This window comes from Cohnella suwonensis, assembly GCF_042655365.1.
GTDB classification, from domain to species: domain Bacteria; phylum Bacillota; class Bacilli; order Paenibacillales; family Paenibacillaceae; genus Cohnella; species Cohnella suwonensis.
Genome location: NZ_JBHSMH010000064.1, coordinates 1 through 24474, shown reverse-complemented (window position 1 = coordinate 24474; position 24474 = coordinate 1). Strand labels below are relative to the sequence as shown.

Genomic DNA, 24474 nt, shown 5'->3' with positions numbered 1-24474 from the left:
CCAACATAATACTTTAATTATACAAGAAAAAGGCACAGCCCCCTCAAATTAATGAGAGTCTGTACCTTTTAGCGGAAATGGACTTTTTCAGTGGCCTCGATCGATGCGAGGGGGTTCTTTGTCGGAGAAGGGCGAAAGAAAAATAGTCTCGAGGATTTAGGGCTATGCCCTTGAATAAGAACATATGATCTCGTTATAATAAGAACATACGTTCCATTTCGAGGAGGATATCCCATGAGCGGCGCATCGACGATCGAAAAGTGCATCGGACGCAAGGTGGATTTGATTTACGTAGACACGCAAGGCAAATTTTCGCAACGCAGAGTGAATCTGTTCGCCGTCCGCAACGGCAAGGCGCGGGTATACGATCTGGATAAGCGCGGATTCCGCACGCTGTCCGTCGAACGGATCTTGACGGTTCAGGCGGTATACGCGATATGACGGCGGTCGAACCGACGAACGCAAGACCGGCGATCGGCTCCGCGGAATGGCAGGACATCCTTCGCGTCTTATTGGAATCGCTCGGCATGCAGACATCCGCGAAGTTCCGCCTATACGATCCGCTCGAGGATTGCGCGGTCATCGGCGTCGTGGAGCGGGTCGACCCGTACGACCGGACGTTCACGGTAGACGGCGAGCGGTTTAATCTCGCGGATATTACCGAGGCATCGGCGGAGTATACGGTGTAGGGGGACGCGGCGGCGGTCGCTCCGTCCCGCAAGCCGGAAAAGCAAACAAAAAGAACCGCGAGAAATCGCGGTTCTTCATCATTTTCAAGAAGTGGCGGCCCCGAGACGACTCGAACGTCCGACCTGCGGTTTAGGAAACCGTCGCTCTATCCACTGAGCTACGGAGCCACAATGGTTATCATTATAACATAATGACGGAGCGTTTCAATACTCCCCTCCTTCTACTCCGGTTAACAATGTGGTAACATCAGAATAAATTGAAGGAATTTGCGGAGATGGCGGGGCGAGTGCATGGCGACCAATATTCGGGACGTGGCCAAGGCGGCGGGCGTGTCGGTTGCGACCGTGTCGAAAGTGTTGAACGGGTATACGACGGTGAACGCGAATACGAAAGAGAAGGTGCTGGCGCTCGTCAAAGAAATGCAGTTCCGTCCGAACCAGGCCGCGCGGGCGCTCGTCGGGCGACGCTCAATGACGATCGGCATCTTCCTGACGACGGGACTGGCGCATCCGTTCTTCACGAAAATATTGGGCGGCATGGAACAGGCGCTGAAAGATAAAGGCTACGACCTGATCTACTTGGCGCAGCTGTCGCGGAACAAGGAATACAGCTTCGTGCGGCATTGCCAGAGCCGCAACGTCGAAGGCGTCGTCGTCTTCGGCTTCCAGCACGACGACATGGATTTCGGAGAGTTGATGGAATCGGGCATCCCGACGCTGTTCATCGATCTGGACATGCAGCAAGGGCGCGCGGGATTCATCAGCTCGGATAACGAGGAGGCGATCGGGAAAGCGGTCGCTTACGTCGCCGGCTTGAATCACCGGAAAATCGCTTTCCTATCCGGCATGCGGCACTCCTATACGGGCAGGCTGCGGCTGGACGGCTATCGCGCCGGCTTGAAGAAGGCGGGCATTCCTTATCGCGACGATTACGTCGTCGACGGGGACTTCACGAAGGAAGAAGGTTACCGCCTCATGAAGGAGCTGCTCGCGAATCCCGATCGACCGACCGCGGTCGTCTGCGGCTCCGACTTGGAGGCGATCGGGGCGATCGAGGCTATTCGCGAAGCGGGCTTGTCCGTACCGGAGGATATCTCGGTCGTCGGCTTCGACGACATCGAGATCGCCGCGCACGTCAGCCCGCCGCTGACGACGGTGCGGCAGGACATGGCGACGATCGGAAGGCGGGCGATCGAGCTCGTGGACGGGCTGATCAACGACGGAACGATGCCGCCTCCGGCGGAGATCGTGCCGACGACGCTCGTCGTCCGCGAGTCTTGCGCGCCGGCCAAGGAGCAATGAAGAAGGGTAATCCGAGGCAAGACCGCGATAGGCGGCGTGCCGGGGATTACCCTTTTATTCTGTCCGCAGACTAAGCCTCGTTGCGAAGCTCCTCCAGCAAATTCGCTTTCTCCATTCTTCTGAGCGGCCCTTGCACAGACAGCAATCCGACGAGTAAGGCGACGCCGCTGGCGGCCAGAGCGGCCGTCCAAGGGAATTCGAACGGGAAGCCTTGCATGTCGTTCAGCTTGGCGTACAGGAAGTAGCTGATGCCGAGGCCGAGCCCGCTGCCCCAGAAGCCGCCGATGACGCCGAACCAGACGCCTTCCGCCGCAGCCATTTTCCGAATCTGGCCCATCGTCATGCCGACCGCCTGAAGCAGCCCGATCTCTTTGCGGCGCAGCAGCAGGTTGGTCTGCACGGTGTTGATGATATTCAAGCTGCCGATGCCCCCGATGATGATGAGGAAGCCGTAGACGAAGATTTGCATTTGCAGATTGAATTGCCGTTCTTCCTTCTGCGACTCCGCGATGTCCACGAACCGGATGCCCGGCTGGGAGCGGGCGATCTCGCCGAGCGCGAGCTTAACCGGAGCGGGGTCGGCCCCGTCCTTCAAGGCGACGTCCACGCCGTTCAGCCGCGTAGACTGTTCCGCCGCTTCGTCGGGATTGTCGGAAGCGGCCGCCGAGAGCTTGGCGATCGTCTCTTTCGTCGCGATGACGATGAGCTCCGGTTCCCGCTGATACGGTGCGTTAAAAGGCGATTGTTCGAGGATGCCCGCCACCGTCACTTCATGAACGCGGTCGGGAGTCGGCGCGTTGCCGTCGGCATACAGATCCAGCGCGAGCTTATCCCCGACTTCGTAGCGGGAAAGCGGCATGATCTCGGTTTTCCCCCCGGAGGTGACCGGCTTGACGGTTTGGACGATCAGGACGCCGTCTTCGCCCGACAGCTTACGAGGGTCGACGGTGCCCGCTTTCAAATAACTTGCCGAGTCCTTCAGCCGGGCTTCATCGTAGAGTACGATACGGGCGTTAAGGAGCAGATCCTTGCGGCCTTGCCAATCGACGGACGGAATCGTCCTGTCGGTCTTCTTGGCGAAGTCGGCGTTGATCAGAGATTCCGGCACGATCGCCTGCGAGAACCGTTCGGTATATCGGCCGTAGACGGCCGACACGCCGGGCAATTTGCGGAGCTCCGCCAGCTGGTCGGCGGAGACGAGATCCGCCTGTTCCTTCGAGTCCGCGTTCTCATCATCCGAATTGTACGTTTGGATGAGCTGGAACGCGATCCGGTCGTCTTCGTTGGACGTCGTCGTCATGCCGACGAGCTGCTGCGTGAAATAGTGGAACACGATAAAGAGCGTAATGCTGACGACGATCGAGAACGTCGTAATGCGGAACTTCGTCCGGTTGCGGCGAATATTGGTCGAGGCCATCCTTCCTTCGATGCCGATCAGCGTCAGCAGGGAAGGAACGCGCAAGCGGCGGTACGATTCGCGGACGATGCTTCCCGCGCCCCTCACCGCGTCTACGGGAGAGACGCTCGACGCTTTACGCGCCGGCAGCCAGGCAGCGACGTAGACGGCGAGGAAGCCGACCAGCAAGCTACCGCCCATAATCCACCAATGGAACGTCAAATGGAAATCTTCCATCATAAAGATCCGAAGGCCGCCTTGCGTCATGAGCCATAGGGTGAACCATAGGCCGAACCAGCCGATCAACAAGCCGAGAGGGACGCCGATGAGCGACAGGACCGTCGCCTCGCGGAACACGAGATTTCGGACCTGACGCGGCGAAGCGCCCAGCGTTCGCAGCAAGCCGAACTGCCGGATTCTTTCCAGCACGGCGATATGGAAGGCGTTGTAGATGACGGCGACGGTAGAGAGCACGACGAGGCCGACCAGCGTACCGATAATAATGGACAGCGCTTGGTCGATGCTGGTGCCGCTCTCGCCGCGCAGCGAGAGTAATTTCAGGTTCACGAGCATGTTCTCGTTCAGCTTCCGGAACTCTTCGAGATGGGCGTCGACCTTGGCGCCTTTCTTTAAGGTAAAGACGACCGTCGATTGCTCGCCGACGGGATCGCCATCTCTCATGAGCGTGAACGCTTGGGCGATGCCGTCCGTTTGCGTCCTCTTCTGATTCTTCAACGTGCCGACGACGCGATAGGCGTGCGGCTTGCCGTCCGGCGCGGTCAGCTCGGTCGTTCCGCCAAGCTTGGGCGCTCCCGGCAATAGCTCCAGAATCCATTGCTCCGCGACGAGTTCGTCCGGCGTCTCCGGGTAACGGCCTTCCCGAAGCTGGGCCGGCAATAGCCCGAACGCGTCGGCGTTCGCGGAGTCCAGCTTGACGGCATAGGCGTTGTCGAGCTTCGTGGACGTTCCCGGGCGAAGCACGCCGATCTTCTCGACGAGCACGTGCTTGTCGAGGGTGTCGACCAGGGCGGGCGTCGGCTTCGCGTAACCGAGCTCGTACGTGCCGTTGCTCGCTTCCACTTCCAGAATGTAATTGTCTTTGAGCGCCTGCCCCATCGTCCCGAGCGCGCTGATGAGCGCGACGGAGAGCATGATGCCTACGATGGTCAGAATCGTTTTCCTCTTCTGCTGCTTCAAATACTTCCCCGCCATGGCGCCATAGCTTCTCATAGCGCGTTCCCCCTGCTTTGGGTATCGCTGAGAACCATGCCGTCCTGCAAGCGAATGACGCGATCGGCTTCGGCGGCGACGTTCATGTCGTGCGTGATGACGATGACCGTCTGATGGTATTGCCGAACCGCCAGCTTCAGCAACTCGATCACCTCGCGTCCGTTCGCGGAATCGAGATTCCCCGTCGGCTCGTCGGCGAGCACGATCGCGGGACGGTAGGCGAGCGCCCGTCCGATGGCGACGCGTTGCTGCTGGCCGCCCGACAGTTCCGAGGGCAAGTGCTTCTTGCGTTCGTGAAGGCCGAGCGTGCGAATCAGATCGTCGACGTACGCTTTGTCCGGCTGGCGGTGATCGAGGAGCAGCGGGAGCTGGATGTTCTCTTCGACGTTCAGCACGGGGATGAGGTTGTACGATTGGAAAATGAAGCCGATCTTCCTGCGGCGGAACACGGCGCGGTCCTTCTCCTTCAAGGCGTACAAGTCTTCGCCGTCGATATGCACGTAACCGCCGCTCGGCTTGTCGAGGCCGCCGAGCAGGTGGAGCAGCGTGCTCTTGCCGGAGCCGCTCGCTCCGACGACGGCGACGAATTCGCCTTGCTTAATGGAGAAGGACACGCCGTGCAGCGCGTTCACTTGGGTCGAACCGGCGCCGTAGCTCTTGCTTAAACCATCTACATGTATGACGTTCATGGTCTGGATTCATCCTCCGGTATGGGATTCTCGGGGAGGCGGGACGGTCGTCCCGCGGCTTCTCCCCTGACTACGAACCCAGTATAACGCGCCAACCTTACAGGACTGACGGGAGCAAGCTTACAGTTTCGTAAGCTTCAGGGTTTGGGAGATTTCGGCGGGAGCGACCGGGAGAAGGCGCTGCGGCAGCGCGAGGGTGAACGTCGTTCCCACGGATTCGCCGGGGGCTGCGGACAGGAAGCCGCCGTGCTTCTCGACGATCGACTTGGCGAGCGGCAAGCCGAGACCGACGCCGCTGCCTTCCCCGCCCCGGCCGGGAGCGCGGTAAAATTTCTTGAACACGTGGGGAAGATGCTCCGGGTCGATGCCCGGTCCTTGATCCCGAACGAGGAGGCGGGCGAATACGGCGGTGCTCTCCAGGCCGATCGAGACCGACGCGCCCGGCGGGCTGTGCTCGACGGCGTTCTTCAGGATGTTGACGATCGCTTCCGAAAGCCAGCGCCGGTCGTGCGGGACGACGAGATCGTGGCCGGCTTCGGACCGTCCGTTCGCGTCGAAGACGATGCTGACGCCTTTATGGTTCGCCGTCTGCCCGACGGCCTCGACGGCTTGCTCGACCGTATCGAGCAGCGACGCTTCGACGACGTTCAGCTCGAGCGCGTTCGCTTCCAGTCGCGCGAGCTTCAACAGCGTGAGCGTCAGCCATTCCATCCGGTCGAGCTCGCGGCGGCAGATCGCCAGAAATTCGTCCGCGTGGTTCTTATCGACGTTGCCTTCTTGCAATAGATCGACGTAGATCGCGAGCGAGGCGAGCGGCGTTTTCAGTTGATGCGAGATGTCGGCAACCGTATCTTTCAGGAACGACTGGTCCCGATGCAGTTGTTCGATCGTCTGGCGCAGACGAAGAGACAGTTCCTGGGCGCCGCTCGCCAGCAGTCCGAGCTCTCCTTCATCGTAATGCCGGTGTGGAACCGGCCGATCGTGCTTGACGGTTTCTTCGATGTCCAAGGCGAGGTCGCGGATGTCCGACAGCTGTCGCCGGTGATGGAGGAACAGCAACAAGGCGGACAGCGCGAACAGCGTCGCGATAGCGGCGGAGAGCGTCCAGAACGTCCTGGAGCGATGAGAGCTCGCGGCGGGAATCCATTCGACCGCGAATTCGGGCGTCACGCCGTATTGCGACATGATCTTCCGGCCGGCCGAGATATCTTCCGCCGTCGGTTGCTCGCCGTTCAGATAGAGGTTGAGCCACTCGCTTGTCTGATCGGGATGCCCCGCGGTCATCCGGCCGATCGCCGCCGCTTGCTTGTCGAGCAGTTCCGATTTCACCCGTTCGGCGGAATAGCGGCTGTACCAGAAAGCGAAGGCAAGACACAATGCGAAGAGGAGGCACAGCGCGGCGGCCAGCCTCCTCGTGGAAGGGTTTCTCCATATTCTGGCCGCGTCGAGCGGCAATCGGTTCTCTAACCGTTCCATCGGTAACCGGCTCCTCTGACCGTAACGATCGTCTCCGGACGTTGGGGGTCGTCCTCGATTTTCTCCCTCAGCCTGCGGACGTTGACCGCCACCGTATTCTCGTCGAGTACTTCCGCGCCGTCCGGCCACACGTGCCGGATGATTTGATCGCGCGAGAGCACGGAACGCGGATGGGACATGAACAAGCGGAGCAACCTAAATTCCGTCAGGCTGAGCGGAATGTCCTGGCCGAGCTTGTCGAGACGCATCTCTCCGACGGCGAGCGCGAAAGGTCCCGATACGAGAACGTCCTTCTCGTCGGACTTCGCCGGCGAGCGGCGACGGAGTACCGCGTGCACGCGCGAGACGAACTCCCGGAGACGGAAAGGTTTCGTGACGTAATCGTCTCCTCCGAGGTCGAGACCGCGGACAATGTCGAATTCTTGGTCGCTGGCCGTCAGGAAAATAATCGGTACGTCGAGCGTGCGCCGGACTTCCGCGCAGAAGTCGAAGCCGTTGCCGTCCGGCAGCTGCACGTCGAGCAGAAGCAAGTCGGCTACGCCGCTTCCGAGCAGGCTTCTGGCCTCGGCAAAGCTTCTCGCTCCGAGCACTTGGAAGCCCTCTTGCTGCAAGGTGAATTGGATGCCCCGGTGAAGGGCGTCGTCGTCTTCCACCAGGATGACGCGAGTGCTCATGGCGACGTTTCCTCCTCGATCGCAATAGACGACCCGATAATTAAGACTAAAGAAGTAGGTAACAATGTCAAATTTTGTCGGAAAATTTTTTGAAATATAAACGTTTTTCTCGACACGATTCTACAAAATTTTGGATAAATCTGTCCTATAATTTGATTAGTTCATTTTTCCTAGCCATATATGCACAACCTTGGCGAAATCGAACGAAAAATACGCATACAGGTTAAGGAGAGGTCAGATTGGATCGCTTGGAGACTACTCATTTAGTAAGACGCCTCCAATTGCTGCAGCGTCGTCTGTGCGAGATGGCGAACGACATTGGCAGCCTGACCGATCCCGAGATCGTAGCGGTCAGCGAAGAAGCCGATCATCTTATCATTCAGCTTCAACGCCTTCGGAAGGAAGAAGCGGAATACCGCAGATTGGCCGAAATAAGCGGACTGGCGGGTTTAACGGCTCCTCAGCTTACGGAAGAAGTCGGTTAACAAGGCCGAACACTCCTCGTGAAGCACGCCGGATGTCCAGGGGCTCGCGTGGTTGAAGCGCGAATCTTGGAGCAAGTCCATCAACGTGCCGACGCAACCGGCTTTCGGATCGGGCGCACCGTATACGACACGCTCCACTCGGGATTGCAGAATGGCGCCCGCGCACATCGGGCAAGGCTCTAACGTGACATATAAAGTACAACCGAGCAATCTCCACGCTTGCAGATTCTCGCTCGCTTGGCGGATCGCGATCATCTCGGCGTGCGCCGTCGGATCCCGGTCCCGCTCGCGAAGGTTGTAACCCGCCCCGACGACGGCGCCGTCCCGAACGACGACGGCTCCGATCGGCACTTCGCCCAACGATTCGGCGATGCGTGCTTGAAGGATCGCTTCTTTCATCCAGCGTTCGTCTTCCGTTAACATCATGAGAAGTTCTCCTTACTCCGCGAACATGTATTCGTTGTTAACATGCTGTGCATGAATTTGTGGATAACCAACGGGTTATCCACAGAGTTATGCACATTTTTTGTTGTTATGTGGGTACAACTCATTTTTAGCGTTACAGAATTTTCATAGAAGGCACAAAGATGAAGTGGCATTCAAAAAACACTTTGTACGTGGAAAAACGACTGCTGAACGCGGTCGAACATCCTCGGTTGCTTCGATGGTCGTTTTTTTTATTGTATCAGGTTGGCAAATAAGGTCAAACCGAGTGAAATCTTGAATAAGCTTTAGAGAAGGGCAGGACAAACTTGCGGCGAAGCGCGGTTGGAGTGGATCTGATGGCGGAGAAAGTCGGGGAGAAGTTCCGCGGGCATCCCGAGCTGGAGCCGTCGGGCAAGCTGTCGATCATCGGACAAGCTTGCTGCGACGCCGAGCGGATGAGCGCCTACGTCAGGCGTCGCAATCCGCAAGCGCCGAAAGTGGCGGAAGCTTATTTGCGTATCGGGCAGCGTTACGGCATCCGCGGAGACGTCGCTTTCTGCCAGACGGCGATCGAGACGAGAGGCTGGACGTCGGGAGTGACGGGGCCATGGTGGGCGCCGCTCGGGGCGGACCGGTGGACGGAGGAGTCTTCGATCGAGACGAGAATGAGGCTATTGTACGCGATGGCGACTTCTTGGCCTCTCCCCGAAGGCTCCGACCTCTCTACGAAAGATGCGGAAGTGCTGGAGCGGGAAGGTTGGCGCGGCGCCGTTCTCTGCTGGGAAGACCTCGGAGGCAAGTGGTCGCGTTCCGTCCAATCGTACCGGTACGGGCACGATATCGCGGCGATGTGGCGGAGCATGCTGGCATGGAGAGGGAAAGGGGAGGTCGTCATGGAGCGAGCGGCATCCGGGCAAGAGGGGCAAGGGAGGCGGGAGACGGCGAGAGACCGGGTCTCGGGCGTCGACTGGTCGCCGTTCGGCACGGCCGACATGAAGTGGCTGCAGGCGGAAGGCTTGTTGCCGGCGCCGGCGCCCCATCCCGACCGGAAAGTGACTTGGGCGGAGCTTGCGACCGCGCTTCGCGGATGGGAAAACCGGGCGGCAGCTGGTACAATGGAGAGGAACGATTCATCGCGGAAAGAAGGCTGAGCCATGGTTTCCTCTTCGAAAACGGCCCTCGTGGCGGGCGCGACCGGACTGATCGGCAAGCAGCTCGTCCGGCAGTTGCTCGACGATCCGAATTACGGCCGGGTCATCGCCCTGTCGCGCAAGGCGATTCCCGCGGATCATCCGAAATTGGAAGTCGTCGCGGTCAGCTTGGAGACATTGGCGGAAGTCGCGCCCACGCTGCGGGCGGACGATTGGTTCTGCGCGCTCGGCACGACGATCAAACAAGCGGGTTCGCAAGAAGCGTTCCGCCGGGTCGACTACGAATACCCGATGGCGCTCGGGCGGCGGGCCGCGGCATCCGGCGCGAGCCGGTTCTTACTCGTCTCCGCGGCCGGAGCTTCGGCGAACTCCTCGATCTTCTACAGCCGGGTCAAAGGCGAGCTCGAGCGCGATCTCGGCGGCCTGGCGCTACCGAGTCTGCAGATCTTCCGCCCGTCCCTGTTGCTGGGCGATAGGGAGCAGATTAGGCGCGGGGAAAAGCTGTGGAGCGCCGTCATGAAAGCGGTCGGTCCGCTGCTGCTCGGTCCGCTTAAACGTTACCGGGCCATCCATGGCCGCACGGTCGCGGCGGCGATGATCCGCGCGGCTAACGGCGCGGGGGCCGGAAGCGGCGACGCGACTCGCGCCGGCTCGGTTAGCCCGGACGGCAAAGGTACGGTGCTCGTGCGCGACGGCAGGTGGATGGCGGAGAACGGGCGGCTATAGCGAGTTTTTTGGGGGCGAAGGCAGGGCGGGGGATCTCTCGGGTGTCGGGAGTCGGCGAACGGAACTACGGAAGCCCGCAAGCCCGCTAAACCGCAAGCCCGTAAGCCCGCAAGCCCGTAAGCCCGCAAGCCCGCCAGACCGCTACTCAGCCCTCTCATTAGTGGCAACTTTTTCCGATATTCCATGCGTTCGAGGCCTCGAACGGGAGAATAGCGGATACTTTTTCCGCTATAATCGCGCAAAGAGCCCAAAAACAGGCCATTCCCGAGGAAATAACGGAAAATAGGTACGTTATTCCCGATCACAAGCGCCATCAAACGCAGAATAACGGAAGAATGTTCCGCAAAGCGGCACACGCGGCAACGAAAAAGGAACGACCGAAGAAGTCGAACTTCTCCGGTCGTTCCTTTTTGTATACGGTTGGCGATAATTAGGGTTGCTTGTTGTCGTTCGCGATCGCCGACAATGTCCGATCGTTGCTGTTCGCGTCCGCCGGCTCGATGTAATTCCGGAGGATGGACACTTCCACGCGGCGGTTGACAGCGCGTCCGGCGTCGGTATCGTTGGGCTGCAACGGCCGGTATTCGCCTTTAGCGGTCGAGCTGAAATGCTTAGGATCGAATTTGCCGTTCTCGAGCAGAATCTTCATGAAGTTCAGGGCGCGTTGCGAGCTGAGCTCCCAGTTGGACGGGAATTCGGCCGTCTTGATCGGCTGATTGTCGGTGTGGCCGGTAATCAGAATCTCGTAGCCCGGATATTGCTGGAGCATCTGGGCGATCGCTTTGGCCAGCTTCTGCGAGTCCGGCTTGATCGACGCGCTTCCGGACGGGAACAACGCGTTGTCCCGAATCGTGATGAGCAGCTGCGAGTGGTTCAACTGCGTATCGAGCTGCGACGAGAGACCGTTCTTGCCGATGTACTTGTCGAGCTCCTTCTGCAGTTGTTCGAGGTTCTGCTGTTCTTGCTGCATGAGCGCTTCGCGAGACTTGTTCTTATTGCCGTCGTCCTTGCGCTCATCGGTTTCGTCGGTACGCTTCCTCATCTGATCGTCTTCGGTGATGGCACCCTGTTCAAAAATACTGATGCCGGAGTTGAACGCCGTCTTGAACGCTTTGCTCATCTCTTCCAGCTTGGAGGTGTTAACGGCGCTGGCAGCGTACAGAACGATAAACAAAGCCAGCAGCAGCGTCATTAAGTCGGAATAGGGAAGGAGCCACGATTCGTCCGCGTGCTCCTCATGATGCTCATGCCGTTTTTTGCTCACTCTGCGTATCCTCCTTTTCCGCCAGGGAAAGCCTTTCCGTCGGGGTCAGGAATACGAGCAATTTCTGTTGGATGGCGATCGTCGATACGCCGGATTGAATCGAAAGCAAACCTTCGACCATCATGAGCTTGAGGTCGATCTCGCGCTTGGACAAGCGCTTCAGCTTGTTGGAGATCGGATGCCAGAGCACGTAACCGGTGAAAATACCGAGCAACGTCGCGATGAACGCGGCGGCGACGGCGTGGGCGAGCTTCTCCATCTCCGCCAAGTTGCCGAGCGCGGCGATCAGACCGATAACGGCCCCGAGCACCCCGAGAGTCGGCGCGTACATGCCCGCTTGGGAGAAGATCTGGGCGCCGACGCGATGACGGTCTTCGGTCGCGGAGATGTCCTCGAGCAGAACGTCTCGCACGAAGTCTTGGTCGTTGCCGTCGATGATCATGCGCATGCCGGATTTCAGGAAAGGATCTTGGATTTCGTCGACGCGGGCTTCGAGGGCGAGCAAGCCTTCGCGGCGGGTGATCGTGGCCCATTCCATGAACATGCCGATCAGCTGCGTACGGGCGATGAGCTTAGGCTCATTGAAGATCAACTTGAACAGCTTCGGAACTTTAGCGAGATCCGAGGACGGGAAGGCGACGAAAACGGAAGCCGCCGTACCGACGAGAATGATGACGTAAGCCGCCGGATTGTTAATCAGGCTTACGATTGGCGCGCCTTTCAGGAACATTCCGAAAATAAGCGCGACAAAACCTAAAGTTAATCCGATAATCGTTGAATTTTTCATCGTACACCCCGGCATATGGAAGAATGTTATGTACGCGACAGGAGAGTTTCTCAGCAACCGACACGATACTAGGTTTATCGACAGAAAGGGGCCAAAGCTTTAGAGGCGAACGGCGTTTTTCGTAAATTCGTGATGCGGGGAAGCGCAAGGAAGAAGCCGAAAGGCCGCGCCGGGCGCGGGAATTGCCTACATTGACCGATGGACAGCCCACGGCACGCGTGTTAATATGGCTACACAAGCAAAAACGTCCCCGGCGTACGGTGGACGCTGGCGGAAGCTTTGCGAAGCTACCGGAGAGGCACAATCGGCGATCGTATGCCGATGCGATCCGGTTGTCCAAGCAAAAACGTCCCCGGCGTACGGTGGACGCTGGCGGACGTTTTGCGCAGCGATCGGATAAGAGGGATGATGTCGTCCGATCGTCCAAGTGAATACGGCGGAGAACAGGGTGCTCGCGAGAGCTTAATAGGGAAGTCCGGTGCGAAACCGGCGCGGTCCCGCCACTGACCATGGGGAGCCAATCGGAACATGCCACTGCGGCCGTCGGGAGACGGAGGCGGGAAGGTCCGGGAGGCATCGATCCAGGAGCCAGGAAACCTGCCCGTTCTCGACAAACACCCGAAAACCTACGAGGAATAGGGGAGGTGTGGCGGCATCGGCCGCGGATTCCGGCTTTGCGCCCGTTGTGCGCGGGCAAGGAGCTTCCGCGGCGGAGCGACTCGGCGAGCGCGGACGGATCGGTATCCGGACGCACGTCATCCCTCGCATCGGCGAGGGGCTCGGGCCATCACGCGAACATCTTCCGGGAGGGAGATGTTTTTTTGTTGCCTACACTCTGCAAGCAAGAACGTCTACGTCGTCCTAGAGGCGCCGGAGACGCTAATTACGGAGAGGAGCGTGCGGTCAGGTGAACGCGGAAAAAGACATGAAGGAAACTAGAGGTATAAGAGGTTGGCTGCGCGGCGCGCTTGCGATGATCGTGGCGCTGCAATTCGTCGCGGGAGCTTGGACCGGCGTCGCGGGAGCGGCAAGCGACGATTCGGCGGGCGGCGCGAAAGCGTCGATCCGGCAGCAAGTCGGACAGGCGGTAGACTCGCTTCAAGCGCTGCTCGGCAAGACGCAGCCTCCGAGCGATTGGGTGGCGTTCGGATTGGCGCGTTCGGGTTCGCCGGTCGGCTCGGGATATTTGACGGCCGCCGCGAAGAGCGCGGACGAAGGAAATCTGCGGCTCGTGACGGACTTCGCTCGCGTGGCGCTTGCCGTGAACGCGGTCGGCGGCGACGCTCGCAAGGTCGGTTCGGGCAAGACGGACCTACTCGGCAAAATCGCGAATTTCGATAAAATCACCGCTCAAGGTCCGAACGCGCCGGCGTACGCGCTGCTTGCGCTGGACGCGGCGGGTTACGTGCCGGGCGCGAACGACAAGTGGACGAGGGACGACTTGGTCAAGTGGCTCGTCGACCGTCGTACGGCGGACGGCGGCTGGTCGCTGACGGCCGGCAAGAGCGATACCGACATCACGGGAATCGTTCTGACCGCCTTGGCGGGATACCAGGATCGCCCCGAAGTAAAGACCGCTATAGATGAAGCTTTGAAATGGCTGTCCGGCGTGCAACTTGCGAACGGCGGCTTCGGCGGAGCAGCGGAATCGAGCGAGAGCACGGCTCAGGTCGTGATCGCCCTGACGGCGCTCGGCATCGATCCGGTTAACGACGCGAGATTCTCGAAAGACGGCAAATCGGCATTGACCCGTTTGCTCGAGTTCCGCTTGGCGGACGGCCAGTTCTCCCATACGGCCGGCGGCAAAGCCGACGGCATGGCTTCTTATTACGCATTGCTTGGCTTGACGGCCGCGGAACGCTGGTTGGACGGCTTGCCGGGTCTGTATGCGGGCGTGAACGCGACGGCGAAATTCCCGGTTACCGTCAACGGCGTCTCCGGAACGGTAGCAACGGGCACGGCGACGGGCAAAACGGTTCTCGAAGCGCTCGTGAACGTGCTGAACGCGTCGAAGCTCGCTTACAAGGTCGAACGCTACTCGTTCGGACCGATGCTGACGTCGATCGGCGGCGTGGATAGCGCCAAGTTCGGCGGCTACGACGGCTGGAATTACGGCGTCAAACGCGGCGGCGCATGGGTGACGATCACCGAAGGAATGGGTACGTTCGCGCCCAAAGCGGGCGACGAGCTCGTCGTCTACTACGGAAGCGGAGAAACGTCGCTGATCCATTCGGTGAAGCTCGACCCGGCGACGCCGCGCGCGGGCCAACCGGTTACGGTAACGGTCGAGAAGGAAGCGTTCGACTGGGATAAGAACAAATTGGTCGTCAGCCCGGCGGAAGGCGTGAACGTGAAGCTCGGCAACGCGGCGGCCGCGAAGACGGACAAGGACGGCAAAGCGGCGCTGACGGCGCCGCAAGCGGGAACGTTCGCGCTCGCGATCGACGGCTACCGCGCCGACGCGGTCCCGACGGTCGTCGCGTGGTCGGCTCCTGTTAAGGTCGCGACCCACGTGAAGAACGTCAGCGTACGCGTCGAAGGCGACGCGAGCGCGACGGCTTCCGGCATCGCGCAAGGCGGAACGGCTTTCGAGGCGATCGAGCAATTGCTTAAAGCCAAAGGCGTGAAATACGAAGTTCAGCAATCCTCCTTTGGCAAATATATTAATTCCATCGCGGGTATCGCCGGTGGCAAATACGGCGGATACGACGGATGGAACTTCGCGGTCGCGCGCGGCGGCGATTGGGTTATTCCGGGGGTCGGCGCGGACGCGTTCCTGCTAGAGGAAGGCGACGAAGTGGTCATCTACTACAAAGGAGACGCCACGTTGCTGGCGGATCCGATCGTTCCGTCTCCGGCGAAGCCGAAGCCGGGCCAGGCTTTCTCCGTTACGGTCACGAATCGCGCGTGGGATTGGGAGAACGGCAAGTTCGAAGCGGCGAAGCCGATCGCAGGTGCGAAAGTGACCGTCGGCAAGGCGTCCGCGGTGACGGACGCGAACGGCAAAGCTTCCTTCCCGGGTCAAGCGGAAGGCTACTATAAGATCGAAGTGACCGGCTACGCGAAAGATGCGGCGCCGTCGGTCGCCCGTTCGGTGACGGCGTTGCCGATCGCTGGAGCGTATAAGGACCAAAGCGCGATCGCGGCATGGGCGGCGGACGCCGTAACGGCTTCCCGCGCGGCGAAGCTGCTTCGCGGCATCGGCGACGGAACGGAGACGTTCAAGCCGAAGCAAGCGGTCACCCGCGCGGAATTCGTGTCGGCGCTGGCGAGAGCGCTTGGCTTGAACGGCAAGCCGGCAACCACGTTCAAGGACGTGCCGGCAGGCGTCTGGTACGCGAAAGACGTGTACGCGGCGGTGGCGGCGGGTCTCGTTAGCGGCGTGTCCGCGAACGCGTTCGCGCCGGACGCGACGTTGACTCGCGAGCAAGCGGCGATTCTGCTGACGCGCGCGCTTAAGCTGAAGGCGACGGCTAACGCGGAGCTGGCGGATGCCAAGCAGATTACTCCGAGCGCGGTATCGGCGGTGCAAGCGGTTATCCAGCAAGGCTGGCTGACGCCGTACGAAGGCAAGTTCGCGCCGAAGGCGACGTTGACCCGCGAGCAAGCGGCCGCGGTGATCGTGCGGGTATGGCACGCGAGCGGGAAGTAAGCGGAAGGAGGGGGTGGCGACGCATGTCGTAACCCCCTCCGAGCTTCTTCAAGAGTCGCCTGCAATCGGCCGGATGAAGCTGTATCAGATCCGAAGGATTCGTGACGTCCCCTGAAGGTCTTCCTGAGCGAACCCTGCAACAAGTCGGCCGGTAAGAGGCGCAAGTTGCGCCAATCGGACGGCGGGCGCTTTCGGAAAATCGAAGATCGGCTCTATTGAGTGGCGAAACAACGAGGAGTTAATGGAAATGTCCATCAATATCGTGCATTGCTTGGGTATTGGGTTACGCTTGATGGAAAAGTCCATTAAAATCCGGCTTTAGGGACGGGTTTTGGCGAAATGGTTTCAAATCAATGTACTTTTCCATTAAGGAACTTGGTTGAACCTCTTCGGGCTGAAATAGCTGGATATATCCAGTTCGTTGATCATGTAGAGCGGACCACTTCGATAGGGAAGGACTTCGAAGGAGCTCCAGCAGTAGATATAGGAAGAAGAAAGGAGGAGAGGCGCGTGGGGAACATCATATCCAGGTTGCGGTCTGCTGCGGCAGGGCTCATCTTGACGCTCGTCGTGTTGGTCGTCATCGCCGGATGCTCGGCGGACGGTAACGGCGGAACGGCATCGGCGTCGTCCGCCATTCAAACCGAAGCGCCGACGCCGTCGGCGGAACCGTCCGCTCCCGCGCCTTCTTCTTCGGCAACGGCAACGGCAACGATGGGCGGATCGTCGGCGGAGGCTTCCCCATCGGGTGAAGTCTCGCCCGCGCCGTCGCCATCCGCATCCGCCAACCCGTCCAACCCTTCCCCAAGTCCGAAGCCGGGCCAAGACGAGCGGCCGTCCGACGCGGCTCCCGCGACCGAAGCCATCACGATCTCGATCGAAGGAAACGCGGAGTGGGGAACGATTTTGAAGGCCGAGAGCGTCATTCTGAGCAAAGGGGAAACCCCCGCAAGCGTGCTGAAACGCGCGGCCAAAGCGCATCGGCTGGCGTTCGGCATCCGCGGAAGCGGAGCGATGACGTACGTGGAAGGCATAGACGGCTTGTTCGAATTCGACGACGGGCCGACGAGCGGTTGGAAATACCGCGTCAACGGCATCGTCGCCGACATCGGCGCGGGCGCCTATAAGCTGGAGGCGGGCGACCGTTTGGAATGGTATTACGTGTCGGAGGACGCGGAAGCCCAAGAAGGCAAGGAGAGTACGCCATGACCGAGGGCTTCGGTTTCCGATCGCTTCACCCGATCGTTATATTCGTTTATTATGCCGGAGGGATAACCTTCGGCATGTTGTTGTTTCACCCGTATATTCTTCTTGCGGCGTGGGCGTGCGCGATCATTGTTAACTTGCATCTCGACGGCGGTCGGGAGTGGCGGAAGTGGGCGATCCCGATGTCGGTCGGCGTCTTGCTCGTCGCCGCGATCAACCCGCTCCTGTCCCATCGGGGGCGAACGGTGCTGACATATTGGGGAGACATTCCGATTACGCTGGAATCGGTCGTTTACGGGGCGACGCTCGCGCTCTCGATGCTGAACATACTCACGTTCTTCGTGACCTACAGGCTCGTCATGTCGGAACAGAAATTCCTGTTTCTGTTCTCCCGGGTGTCTCCGAAGGCGGCGCTCGTGGCCATGATGGCGATGGGGCTCGTGCCGCGGCTTCATCGTCGCTTGCGGGAGCTCATGCTCATCCAGAGAACCCGCGGCATCACCGTCGCCGAAGGCTCGCTAACCGGACGGGCGAAGAACGGAGCCCGTCTTGTCGGCACGTTGCTATCGTGGACGCTCGAGGATTCGCTTCAGACGGCGGACTCGATGCAGGCGCGCGGTTACGGCACGGGCAAGCGCAGCTCGTATTTGGCTTATCGGCTGCGGGCGAGGGATTGGGCGACGCTGGCGGGCTTCTCCGCCTGCTCCGTTCCGCTCTTCGCGGCGTGGGCGGGCGGCCACGGCTTCATGGTCATCTACCCGCGACTGGGCGCGTTCGCGCTCTCCGTCGGCGACGGCGTCGCTTTAGCCGCCTATATCGGTTTCCTATTAATGCCGCTAGGCTGGGAATGGAGGGATCGCAGGGCATGGCTCATCTCGAATTACGGAACTTAACGTTCTATTATCCGGCCGGAACGGAGCCCGCCTTGTCCGACGCGACGCTCTCCGTTCCGGCCGGCCAGTTCGTCGTGCTCTGCGGTCCTTCGGGAAGCGGCAAGTCGACGATGCTGCGGCTGCTCAAAAGGGAAGTGTCGCCTGGCGGCCGCATCGGCGGACGCATTGAGCTGGGCGGCATCCCGCTCGGGGAATGGCCGGCTCGCGAGCTCGCGGCGGCGGTCGGCCTCGTCATGCAAAATCCGGACAATCAGCTCGTCGTCGATACGGTCGAGCACGAGCTGGCGTTCGGGATGGAGAACTTCGGCTTGGAGCGGGACGAGATGAGGCGCCGCATGGCCGAGATGGCCGGTTTCTTCGGTCTCGAGCCCTTGCTCGGGCGTAAGACCGACGAACTGTCGGGCGGCCAGAAGCAGACGGTGAACGTCGCCGCGGCGCTGCTGCTCCGGCCGCGGGTGCTGCTGCTCGACGAACCGCTCGCGCAGCTCGATCCGCTCGCGGCCCGCGAGCTGCTCGGCATGATCAAGCGGCTGAACGACGAGTGGGGCATTACCGTCGTCATGAGCGAGCACCGGATCGACGACTTGCTTCCGCTCGCGGACCGGGTCGTGCGCATGGACGGCGGCCGGATCGTCTTCGACGGGGAGGCGAGAGCGTTCGTCCGCGAAGCTTGGCGCCGGGCGGACGACGCTTGGACGAGCGCGCTTCCTTCGATTACGCGATGGGCGCTCGAGGCGGAGCCGTCGGCGGCGGACGAACCGCCTTTGACGGTGAAGGAAGCCCGCGGTCGGTTGCCGCGCTTCCCGCGCTGGCCGCAGTCCGCGGCGACGGCCGAGAGCGTGCCCACGCACGGCTCGCCCGCGCAAACTCCCGCGCCACCAGAGCGAACCGCGCTGACCGCCCCAACAAAACCCGCCTTACTCGCCGCGAAAGAGCTGTTCTTCGCGTACGACAAGCGATCGCCCGCCGTGCTCCGCGGCTTGGCATGGGACGTTCGCCCCGGCGATTGGGCGGCGCTGTTCGGCGGCAACGGCAGCGGCAAGTCGACGCTGCTGCAGCTACTGGCAGGCCTGCGGGAGCCGCAGCGCGGCAGCATCGCTTGCGCGGGCAAGCCGCTCGCCCGGCTTAAAGCGAAGGAGCGCTTCGCCGAGATCGGCTACTTGGCGCAGAACCCTGTGCTGCACTACGCGCACGATATCCTGCTCGAAGACTTGGTCCACGCGGCCGCGCGAACCGGAGCCGATACCGTCCGCGCGGAAGCGGACGCCCGGGCGATGGCCGACCGGCTCGGCATCGAGCGTCTCCTCTCCCGCCATCCGCACGACATGAGCGGCGGCGAGCAGCAGCTCGGCGCGCTGGCGATCACGCTGCTCGGCAAGCCGAAGCTGCTGTTGCTGGACGAACCGACGAAGGGATTGGACCCGCTCGCGAAGCGGATATTAGGAGAGCATCTGCGGCATATCCATAAGGAAGGAACGACGCTCGCGATGGCGACCCACGACGTCGAATTCGCGGCGGCGTACGCCAACCGGTGCTCGTTGCTCTTCCACGGGGAGATCGTCGCGGACGGCGAGCCGGAAGCCTTTTTCCGAGGGAACCTGTTCTACGCGACGCCGCTTCACCGTCTACTCGCGTTAGAGGAGGCGACCGCCCGATGAAATCCGCAACGTCCGTTCGTTGGTTGATCGTGCCGATCGCGGCCGTCTATATCGTACTCTCCTACCTCTCGATCCAGCGCGGCAACTCGCTGTTGATCGGCATCGTGCTCGTGCTGCTCTCGATGATTCCGTTCCTGCTCCGCTTCGAGCGGAAGGAGCGCAAGGCGCGCGAGCTCATGCTCATCGCCGTCATGGCTTCGGTCGCGACGGTGAGCCGGATTCCGTTCGCCACGCTGCTGCCCGGCTTCACGCCCGTGACGTTCGTCGTCATCGTCTCCGGCGTCGTGTTCGGAGCGGAGGCGGGCTGGATGGTCGGGGCGACGACCGCCCTCGTATCCAATATGTTTCTCGGCCAAGGGCCGTGGACGCCTTGGCAGATGTTCGCCTGGGGCATGGCAGGCTATACGGCGGGCTTGTTCGCTCATCGCAGTCCGGCCCGCCGCCGCAGGCTGCCGCTCGCGTTGTTCGGCGTGGCGTGGGGGTTCCTGTACGGCTGGATTCTGAATTTGACGCTCGCGCTCGACCAGTGGGCGCAAACCCATTCGTGGGCGGCGGTGTTCGGGAAATACGTGACCGGTTTCCCGTTCGAGGTCATTCACGCTTCGGCGAATTTGTTTTTCATCCTCGCGTTCGGCCCTTCATGGATCGCGGTTCTCGAAAGGTATCGTCGAAAATACGGCTTATTGGAGCGAATAGAGGAGGAGCGGGCGCATGGGCAAACACCCGTTGTTAACGGAAGCTGAACTTCGGGAGAGAATGGCGGCGTTGCCGGAGTGGCGCGTCGAGGACGGCAAGTGGATCGTGCGCAGAAGGCTGTTTCCGACGTTCATGGACGCGGTTCGCTACGTGAACAGGGTGGCGGCTATTGCCGAGGAAATGAATCACCACCCCTTCGTCGCGCTCGACTACCGGAAGGTGACGTTAAAGCTGACGACGTGGAACTCCGGCGGCTTGACCGCGCTCGATATCGACTCGGCTATCGCATATGACGGCGTAGGCGCAGGTGCGAGCGCGAGCGCAGTCGCAAACTCAGGCGCGGATGCAGAAGCAAGCGGAGACGCAGGGGAGAGCAAAAACGAAGGCGAACGCTAAGCGTCCGCCCGCCCGAGATGCTTGTCGAGGAAATCGAAGATGCCGGCGACGTCGTCCGCCGTTTCGAAAGCTGGTCCGCCGTGGCGGGCCTTTTCGTGCAGCGTCAGCGCGACGCGTTCGGGACCGATCGAGGGTCGTTCGAGACCGCTTGCGCGGAACTGATCGTCCATCGTTTGCGTCACGTCTCATCCCGGGGCCTCATGTCGTACAGGTCGAACGCAAGGACGAACTGATGCAAAATCTCGTCCACCGCCTTCAACTCCCCGCTGACGACTTCCCTCACCGCGGCGAGATCGGGATCGTTCAATTGCTTGCGCAAAGCGTCCTGCTTCACGGTCAACTGCTGGAGAAAAGCGACCGCGCGTCCCCTGCGGAACGTCTGGGCGGAGATGCGCCCTTCGCCTCCGCCCTCCTGGCCGTGCTCGCCCCGATGATCTCCGCGATGCCCATGTCCTCGATGACGTCCGTGGTGCCTGCCTCCGCCTCGCTCTTCTTTTTCCGGTAAAGCTTCCTCTTTCATCCGATTGAATGCCTCCTTCGAATGGGACTTCACCTAGACAACCATCCACCCTTCGCGTACGATCGATAAGAGAGAAGAGAAATGAGGGGTGCCGCACGATGATTCGCCGTTTTATGACTTTCTACCGCCCTTACAAAGGGCTGTTCACGCTCGATTTCACCTGCGCCGTCTTGGTCGCGTTGCTCGAACTGGGTTTCCCGGTCGGGGTGCAGTGGATGATCGACGATTTGCTTCCGACGAAAGACTGGGAACTGATCACTTGGGTGTGCGTCGGCCTTATGGCGCTCTATGTCGTCAGCATGCTCATGCAGTTCGTCGTCAGCTATTGGGGCCACAAGCTCGGCATCAACATCGAGACGGACATGCGCAGGCAGCTGTTCCAACACGTGCAGAAGCTCAGCTTCCGGTTCTTCGACAATACGAAGACGGGCCAGATCATGAGCCGGATGACGAACGACCTGTTCGATCTGGGCGAGATGGCGCACCACGGCCCGGAGGATCTGTTCATCGCGCTCATGACGCTCGTCGGGGTGTTCGGAATCATGATGATGGTGAACTGGGAGCTCGCGCTGATCACGTTCGTCGTCGTGCCGTTCCTGGCGTGGATTATCGTGTACTTCAACCAGAAGCTGAACAACGCCGCGACGAAAATGTTCGAGCAGATCGCGGACGTGAACGCGCGCGTCGAAGACAGCATCTCCGGCATCCGCGTCGTGAAATCGTTCGGCAACGAAGGGTTCGAGCTGGATCGTTTTACGCAGAACAACCAAGGGTTCCGCCGCGCGAAGCTCCGTTCGTACTTCACGATCTCGCTGAGCGGCTCGAGCATCTACATGCTGACGCGGGTCATCACGCTCGTCGTTCTCGTGTGCGGCGCCTGGTTCGCCTATCAGGGGAAGCTGTCGTACGGGGAGCTCGTCGGGTTCCTGCTGTACATTAACATCTTCTTGAAGCCGATCGAGAAAATCAACGCGCTGTTGGAGCTCTATCCTCGGGGCATGGCCGGTTTCCGGAGATACTGCGAGCTGATGGACACGGAGCCGGACGTGAAGGACGCGGACGACGCGATCGATGCGCCGCGGCTTAAAGGAAACATCGACTTCAACAACGTGACGTTCGGCTACGAGAACCATTCGCACGTGCTCAAGGACATTAACCTGAACGTCCGGGCGGGTGAGACACTGGCACTCGTCGGCCCTTCGGGCGCGGGCAAGTCGACGCTATGCAGCTTGATTCCGCGTTTCTACGAAATCGACGACGGGTCAGTGACGATCGACGGCATCGACATCCGGTCGATGAAGCAGCAGTCGCTACGCAACCAGATCGGCATCGTGCAGCAGGACGTGTTCCTGTTCAACGGGACGATTCGCGAGAATATCGCCTACGGGCGGCTCGAAGCGTCCGAGGAAGAGATCTGGGACGCGGCGCGGGCGGCGCATCTGGAAGCGATGATCCAAGCGCTGCCGGACGGGCTCGACACGTTCATCGGGGAGCGGGGACTGAAGCTGTCCGGCGGCCAGAGGCAACGGCTGTCGATCGCGCGGATCTTCCTGAAGAATCCACCGATTCTCATCTTGGACGAGGCGACATCCGCCTTGGACACCGAGACGGAAACGATGATCCAGCAAGCGCTGGAGAAGCTGGCGCACAACCGGACTACGCTCATCATCGCGCACCGGCTCGCGACGATCCGCCATGCGGACCGTATCGTCGTCGTGACGGAGGAAGGCATCGCCGAGCAAGGCCGCCACGAGGAATTGATCGCGGCGGGCGGCACGTATTCGCGCCTGAGCGCCGCGCAGTTCGGCGGAGGCTCGGGGCTCGCGACGGTCTAAGCGATCGGTTAAGGCCGTTCTCGGGGGAAATCCCTGGGGGCGGTTTTTTTCGCCACCCACCACCCATCACCCACCACCCATCACCCATCACCCATCACCCATCACCCATCACCCATCACCCATCACCCATCACCCATCACCCATCACCCATCACCCATCACCCATCACCTACCACCCAATCCCCAACAACCAAGCGCCAAGCGCCACTAGACACCCGCCATCCTGCCTAGTACAACTAATTTTAGTAGCGAGCCAACTTTTGGCGAATTAGTTGTAAAATGGACATTTATTCCAGCCCATTTCATCGAAAACCAGGCAAAATAGAAAACATGAAACGTCATCAATTAAATGACCTATTTACAATTCGTTGTCCGCGTAAGATGGATTGGGTTAGCAGAGCCCGCTAGAATCGACAACTTCCGCGCCATAGGGTTGCTAATATAGGGGGGGAAGTCTGAAAGGAGTGATTTCCTCATGAACCCTAAGAACAAAAAGAACGCGTTGTCGATGTCCATGATCGCGCTGATCGTATCGATCGGCTTGTCCGCCTGCTCCGGCGGAGGGGGCGGCAACGAGAAGAACGTCTCGTCTCCGCCGTCCGAAGAGGCTACAGCATCGCCGCAAGCGTCGGTCGCCGAAGCGAGAGAGACGGCGGAGGCATCGGCGCCCGCCGGGGGAGAACAATCCGAGTGCGGCGAACAGCTGCTCGACAAAATTCCCGCGGCCGTTCCTTTCCCGGACGAAGCCGTCATCGTCTCGGTATGCGAAGACGCCAACGAATACGGAAGCGGCATCGCGGTCCGTTATCAATGGAAGGGGGATGCCAAGGCTTTGGCGAAGACGTATCGCGACGCGCTCGAAGGCGAATACGAGTACGGCGGGATGGACGTCTTGGACTTCGTCACGATGCAATTCATCAAAGGCGAGGAAGCGATCATGATCGAGATCGACGCCTCGGGACAAGATTCCAAGATCGTCGTGAACCTGTCGTACGGGGTCTACCCCGGCGGAGCCGATAAGGCGTTGGGAGACGTGCTCGGCGATATCATGGGCGATGGGGAGTCGGGAACGGAGTAATGTTAGTATGAGGCGGGGACCGGTGATTATCGGTGCCCGGAAAATGAAATTTACTGGCGAAGAAACGGCCGTTGGCGGGAGAGGGACCCCGCTGAAGGCAGTTTGGCTATTCGTTGGGCGAGCCGCGAGATACCACCATTGGTGAAGAGGCCACTGAAGAACTCACGTTTTTTGGGATGCAATTAGCGCGAACGACGAAAAAGACGGCTCTTTATCCCATTTCTTGGATAAGAGTCGTCTTTCTGT

23 protein-coding genes, 1 tRNA gene and 1 riboswitch are annotated in these 24474 nt (G+C 60.4%); of the genes, 14 read left to right on the top strand and 10 right to left on the bottom strand.

The annotated features are described in order from the left end of the window. Nucleotides 1–234: 234 nt before the first annotated feature. Complete coding sequence (locus ACFPPD_RS17375; protein ID WP_209751310.1) at nt 235–441, top strand: hypothetical protein; 207 nt, start codon at nt 235–237, stop codon at nt 439–441. Then, nucleotides 438–689, top strand: a complete 252-nt coding sequence (locus ACFPPD_RS17370) for a YolD-like family protein (RefSeq protein ID WP_209751308.1) — start codon at nt 438–440, stop codon at nt 687–689. Before ACFPPD_RS17375 ends, ACFPPD_RS17370 begins: the two co-directional genes overlap by 4 nt. Nucleotides 690–781: 92 nt before the next feature. On the opposite strand, the gene ACFPPD_RS17365 is transcribed toward ACFPPD_RS17370, so the two are convergent. Beyond that, nucleotides 782–857 (bottom strand) — tRNA-Arg (locus tag ACFPPD_RS17365). 123 nt (nt 858–980) lie between these two features. Between ACFPPD_RS17365 and ACFPPD_RS17360 the strand changes: the two genes are divergently transcribed. Beyond that, nucleotides 981–1991 carry a LacI family DNA-binding transcriptional regulator gene (locus ACFPPD_RS17360; protein WP_209751306.1) on the top strand — a complete coding sequence of 337 codons (1011 nt, stop codon included), beginning with the start codon at nt 981–983 and terminating at the stop codon, nt 1989–1991. 70 nt (nt 1992–2061) lie between these two features. Here ACFPPD_RS17360 and ACFPPD_RS17355 read toward each other — a convergent pair whose 3' ends face one another. The 4 genes from ACFPPD_RS17355 to ACFPPD_RS17340 all read right to left on the bottom strand — a co-directional run bounded on the left by ACFPPD_RS17355 (nt 2062) and on the right by ACFPPD_RS17340 (nt 7456). Further along, nucleotides 2062–4617 carry an FtsX-like permease family protein gene (locus ACFPPD_RS17355; protein ID WP_209751304.1) on the bottom strand — a complete coding sequence of 852 codons (2556 nt, stop codon included), beginning with the start codon at nt 4615–4617 and terminating at the stop codon, nt 2062–2064. After that, nucleotides 4614–5306, bottom strand: coding sequence for an ABC transporter ATP-binding protein (locus tag ACFPPD_RS17350; RefSeq protein ID WP_209751302.1), 693 nt, complete (start codon nt 5304–5306; stop codon nt 4614–4616). The genes ACFPPD_RS17355 and ACFPPD_RS17350 overlap by 4 nt, the downstream gene beginning before the upstream one ends. A 120-nt stretch (nt 5307–5426) precedes the next feature. Continuing rightward, on the bottom strand, nt 5427–6782 hold the full coding sequence (locus tag ACFPPD_RS17345) for a sensor histidine kinase (RefSeq protein ID WP_209751300.1): 1356 nt from the start codon (nt 6780–6782) through the stop codon (nt 5427–5429). After that, complete coding sequence (locus ACFPPD_RS17340; protein ID WP_209751298.1) at nt 6770–7456, bottom strand: response regulator transcription factor; 687 nt, start codon at nt 7454–7456, stop codon at nt 6770–6772. Before ACFPPD_RS17340 ends, ACFPPD_RS17345 begins: the two co-directional genes overlap by 13 nt. A 239-nt stretch (nt 7457–7695) precedes the next feature. Between ACFPPD_RS17340 and ACFPPD_RS17335 the strand changes: the two genes are divergently transcribed. Continuing rightward, on the top strand, nt 7696–7941 hold the full coding sequence (locus tag ACFPPD_RS17335; protein ID WP_209751296.1) for a Spo0E family sporulation regulatory protein-aspartic acid phosphatase: 246 nt from the start codon (nt 7696–7698) through the stop codon (nt 7939–7941). On the opposite strand, the gene tadA is transcribed toward ACFPPD_RS17335, so the two are convergent. Beyond that, a complete protein-coding gene (gene tadA, locus ACFPPD_RS17330) occupies nt 7906–8367 on the bottom strand; it encodes a tRNA adenosine(34) deaminase TadA (RefSeq protein ID WP_209751294.1) in 462 nt (153 codons plus the stop codon). The two genes, ACFPPD_RS17335 and tadA, sit on opposite strands and share 36 nt — an antisense overlap. A gap of 356 nt (nt 8368–8723) precedes the next feature. On the opposite strand from tadA, the gene ACFPPD_RS17325 reads away from it, so the two are divergent. Next, nucleotides 8724–9518 (top strand): glucosaminidase domain-containing protein, encoded by a 795-nt coding sequence (locus ACFPPD_RS17325; protein ID WP_209751292.1) that lies wholly within the window; start codon nt 8724–8726, stop codon nt 9516–9518. Nucleotides 9519–9521: 3 nt separating this feature from the next. Further along, nucleotides 9522–10244: an NAD(P)H-binding protein gene (locus tag ACFPPD_RS17320; RefSeq protein ID WP_209751290.1), complete on the top strand. Its 723-nt coding sequence runs from the start codon at nt 9522–9524 to the stop codon at nt 10242–10244. Nucleotides 10245–10674: 430 nt separating this feature from the next. On the opposite strand, the gene ACFPPD_RS17315 is transcribed toward ACFPPD_RS17320, so the two are convergent. Together ACFPPD_RS17315 and motA are read right to left on the bottom strand one after the other, a co-directional pair. After that, nucleotides 10675–11508 (bottom strand): flagellar motor protein MotB, encoded by an 834-nt coding sequence (locus ACFPPD_RS17315; protein WP_209751288.1) that lies wholly within the window; start codon nt 11506–11508, stop codon nt 10675–10677. Further along, nucleotides 11489–12295: a flagellar motor stator protein MotA gene (gene motA / locus ACFPPD_RS17310; protein WP_209751286.1), complete on the bottom strand. Its 807-nt coding sequence runs from the start codon at nt 12293–12295 to the stop codon at nt 11489–11491. Before motA ends, ACFPPD_RS17315 begins: the two co-directional genes overlap by 20 nt. Nucleotides 12296–12723: 428 nt before the next feature. Then, nucleotides 12724–12914: riboswitch (cobalamin riboswitch) on the top strand. 288 nt (nt 12915–13202) lie between these two features. On the opposite strand from motA, the gene ACFPPD_RS17305 reads away from it, so the two are divergent. The 6 genes from ACFPPD_RS17305 (at nt 13203) to ACFPPD_RS17280 (ending at nt 20796) form a co-directional block, all read left to right on the top strand. Further along, complete coding sequence (locus tag ACFPPD_RS17305) at nt 13203–15947, top strand: S-layer homology domain-containing protein (protein ID WP_209751284.1); 2745 nt, start codon at nt 13203–13205, stop codon at nt 15945–15947. 510 nt (nt 15948–16457) lie between these two features. After that, on the top strand, nt 16458–17156 hold the full coding sequence (locus tag ACFPPD_RS17300) for a DUF4430 domain-containing protein (protein ID WP_209751282.1): 699 nt from the start codon (nt 16458–16460) through the stop codon (nt 17154–17156). Then, on the top strand, nt 17153–18046 hold the full coding sequence (locus ACFPPD_RS17295) for an energy-coupling factor transporter transmembrane component T (RefSeq protein WP_209751280.1): 894 nt from the start codon (nt 17153–17155) through the stop codon (nt 18044–18046). Before ACFPPD_RS17300 ends, ACFPPD_RS17295 begins: the two co-directional genes overlap by 4 nt. Beyond that, on the top strand, nt 18019–19704 hold the full coding sequence (locus tag ACFPPD_RS17290; protein ID WP_209751278.1) for an ABC transporter ATP-binding protein: 1686 nt from the start codon (nt 18019–18021) through the stop codon (nt 19702–19704). Before ACFPPD_RS17295 ends, ACFPPD_RS17290 begins: the two co-directional genes overlap by 28 nt. Further along, on the top strand, nt 19701–20447 hold the full coding sequence (locus ACFPPD_RS17285; protein WP_209751276.1) for an ECF transporter S component: 747 nt from the start codon (nt 19701–19703) through the stop codon (nt 20445–20447). The genes ACFPPD_RS17290 and ACFPPD_RS17285 overlap by 4 nt, the downstream gene beginning before the upstream one ends. Continuing rightward, a complete protein-coding gene (locus tag ACFPPD_RS17280) occupies nt 20416–20796 on the top strand; it encodes a 4a-hydroxytetrahydrobiopterin dehydratase (protein WP_209751274.1) in 381 nt (126 codons plus the stop codon). Before ACFPPD_RS17285 ends, ACFPPD_RS17280 begins: the two co-directional genes overlap by 32 nt. Here the strand turns inward: ACFPPD_RS17280 and ACFPPD_RS17275 are convergent. Next, nucleotides 20793–20978: a hypothetical protein gene (locus tag ACFPPD_RS17275; protein WP_209751272.1), complete on the bottom strand. Its 186-nt coding sequence runs from the start codon at nt 20976–20978 to the stop codon at nt 20793–20795. The genes ACFPPD_RS17280 and ACFPPD_RS17275 overlap by 4 nt on opposite strands. Further along, entirely contained in the window at nt 20975–21316 is a 342-nt protein-coding gene (locus ACFPPD_RS17270; RefSeq protein WP_209751270.1) for a hypothetical protein, read from the bottom strand. Before ACFPPD_RS17270 ends, ACFPPD_RS17275 begins: the two co-directional genes overlap by 4 nt. A 98-nt stretch (nt 21317–21414) precedes the next feature. On the opposite strand from ACFPPD_RS17270, the gene ACFPPD_RS17265 reads away from it, so the two are divergent. Both ACFPPD_RS17265 and ACFPPD_RS17260 read left to right on the top strand, forming a co-directional pair. Next, nucleotides 21415–23151, top strand: coding sequence for an ABC transporter ATP-binding protein (locus tag ACFPPD_RS17265; protein WP_209751268.1), 1737 nt, complete (start codon nt 21415–21417; stop codon nt 23149–23151). A 474-nt stretch (nt 23152–23625) separates the two neighbouring features. Continuing rightward, the gene (locus ACFPPD_RS17260) at nt 23626–24228 is read left to right on the top strand and encodes a hypothetical protein (RefSeq protein WP_209751266.1); all 603 of its coding nucleotides are present in this window, start codon (nt 23626–23628) and stop codon (nt 24226–24228) included. Nucleotides 24229–24474: the final 246 nt, after the last annotated feature.

What these genes read in the sequence shown, in the direction of transcription:
- ACFPPD_RS17375 (WP_209751310.1), top strand. Translation starts at nt 235, where the DNA reads ATGAGCGGCGCATCGACGATCGAAAAGTGCATCGGACGCAAGGTGGAT.
- ACFPPD_RS17370 (WP_209751308.1), top strand. Translation starts at nt 438, where the DNA reads ATGACGGCGGTCGAACCGACGAACGCAAGACCGGCGATCGGCTCCGCG.
- ACFPPD_RS17360 (WP_209751306.1), top strand. Translation starts at nt 981, where the DNA reads ATGGCGACCAATATTCGGGACGTGGCCAAGGCGGCGGGCGTGTCGGTT.
- ACFPPD_RS17355 (WP_209751304.1), bottom strand. Translation starts at nt 4,617, where the DNA reads ATGAGAAGCTATGGCGCCATGGCGGGGAAGTATTTGAAGCAGCAGAAG.
- ACFPPD_RS17350 (WP_209751302.1), bottom strand. Translation starts at nt 5,306, where the DNA reads ATGAACGTCATACATGTAGATGGTTTAAGCAAGAGCTACGGCGCCGGT.
- ACFPPD_RS17345 (WP_209751300.1), bottom strand. Translation starts at nt 6,782, where the DNA reads ATGGAACGGTTAGAGAACCGATTGCCGCTCGACGCGGCCAGAATATGG.
- ACFPPD_RS17340 (WP_209751298.1), bottom strand. Translation starts at nt 7,456, where the DNA reads ATGAGCACTCGCGTCATCCTGGTGGAAGACGACGACGCCCTTCACCGG.
- tadA (WP_209751294.1), bottom strand. Translation starts at nt 8,367, where the DNA reads ATGATGTTAACGGAAGACGAACGCTGGATGAAAGAAGCGATCCTTCAA.
- ACFPPD_RS17325 (WP_209751292.1), top strand. Translation starts at nt 8,724, where the DNA reads ATGGCGGAGAAAGTCGGGGAGAAGTTCCGCGGGCATCCCGAGCTGGAG.
- ACFPPD_RS17320 (WP_209751290.1), top strand. Translation starts at nt 9,522, where the DNA reads ATGGTTTCCTCTTCGAAAACGGCCCTCGTGGCGGGCGCGACCGGACTG.
- motA (WP_209751286.1), bottom strand. Translation starts at nt 12,295, where the DNA reads ATGAAAAATTCAACGATTATCGGATTAACTTTAGGTTTTGTCGCGCTT.
- ACFPPD_RS17295 (WP_209751280.1), top strand. Translation starts at nt 17,153, where the DNA reads ATGACCGAGGGCTTCGGTTTCCGATCGCTTCACCCGATCGTTATATTC.
- ACFPPD_RS17290 (WP_209751278.1), top strand. Translation starts at nt 18,019, where the DNA reads ATGGCTCATCTCGAATTACGGAACTTAACGTTCTATTATCCGGCCGGA.
- ACFPPD_RS17285 (WP_209751276.1), top strand. Translation starts at nt 19,701, where the DNA reads ATGAAATCCGCAACGTCCGTTCGTTGGTTGATCGTGCCGATCGCGGCC.
- ACFPPD_RS17280 (WP_209751274.1), top strand. Translation starts at nt 20,416, where the DNA reads ATGGGCAAACACCCGTTGTTAACGGAAGCTGAACTTCGGGAGAGAATG.
- ACFPPD_RS17270 (WP_209751270.1), bottom strand. Translation starts at nt 21,316, where the DNA reads ATGAAAGAGGAAGCTTTACCGGAAAAAGAAGAGCGAGGCGGAGGCAGG.
- ACFPPD_RS17265 (WP_209751268.1), top strand. Translation starts at nt 21,415, where the DNA reads ATGATTCGCCGTTTTATGACTTTCTACCGCCCTTACAAAGGGCTGTTC.
- ACFPPD_RS17260 (WP_209751266.1), top strand. Translation starts at nt 23,626, where the DNA reads ATGAACCCTAAGAACAAAAAGAACGCGTTGTCGATGTCCATGATCGCG.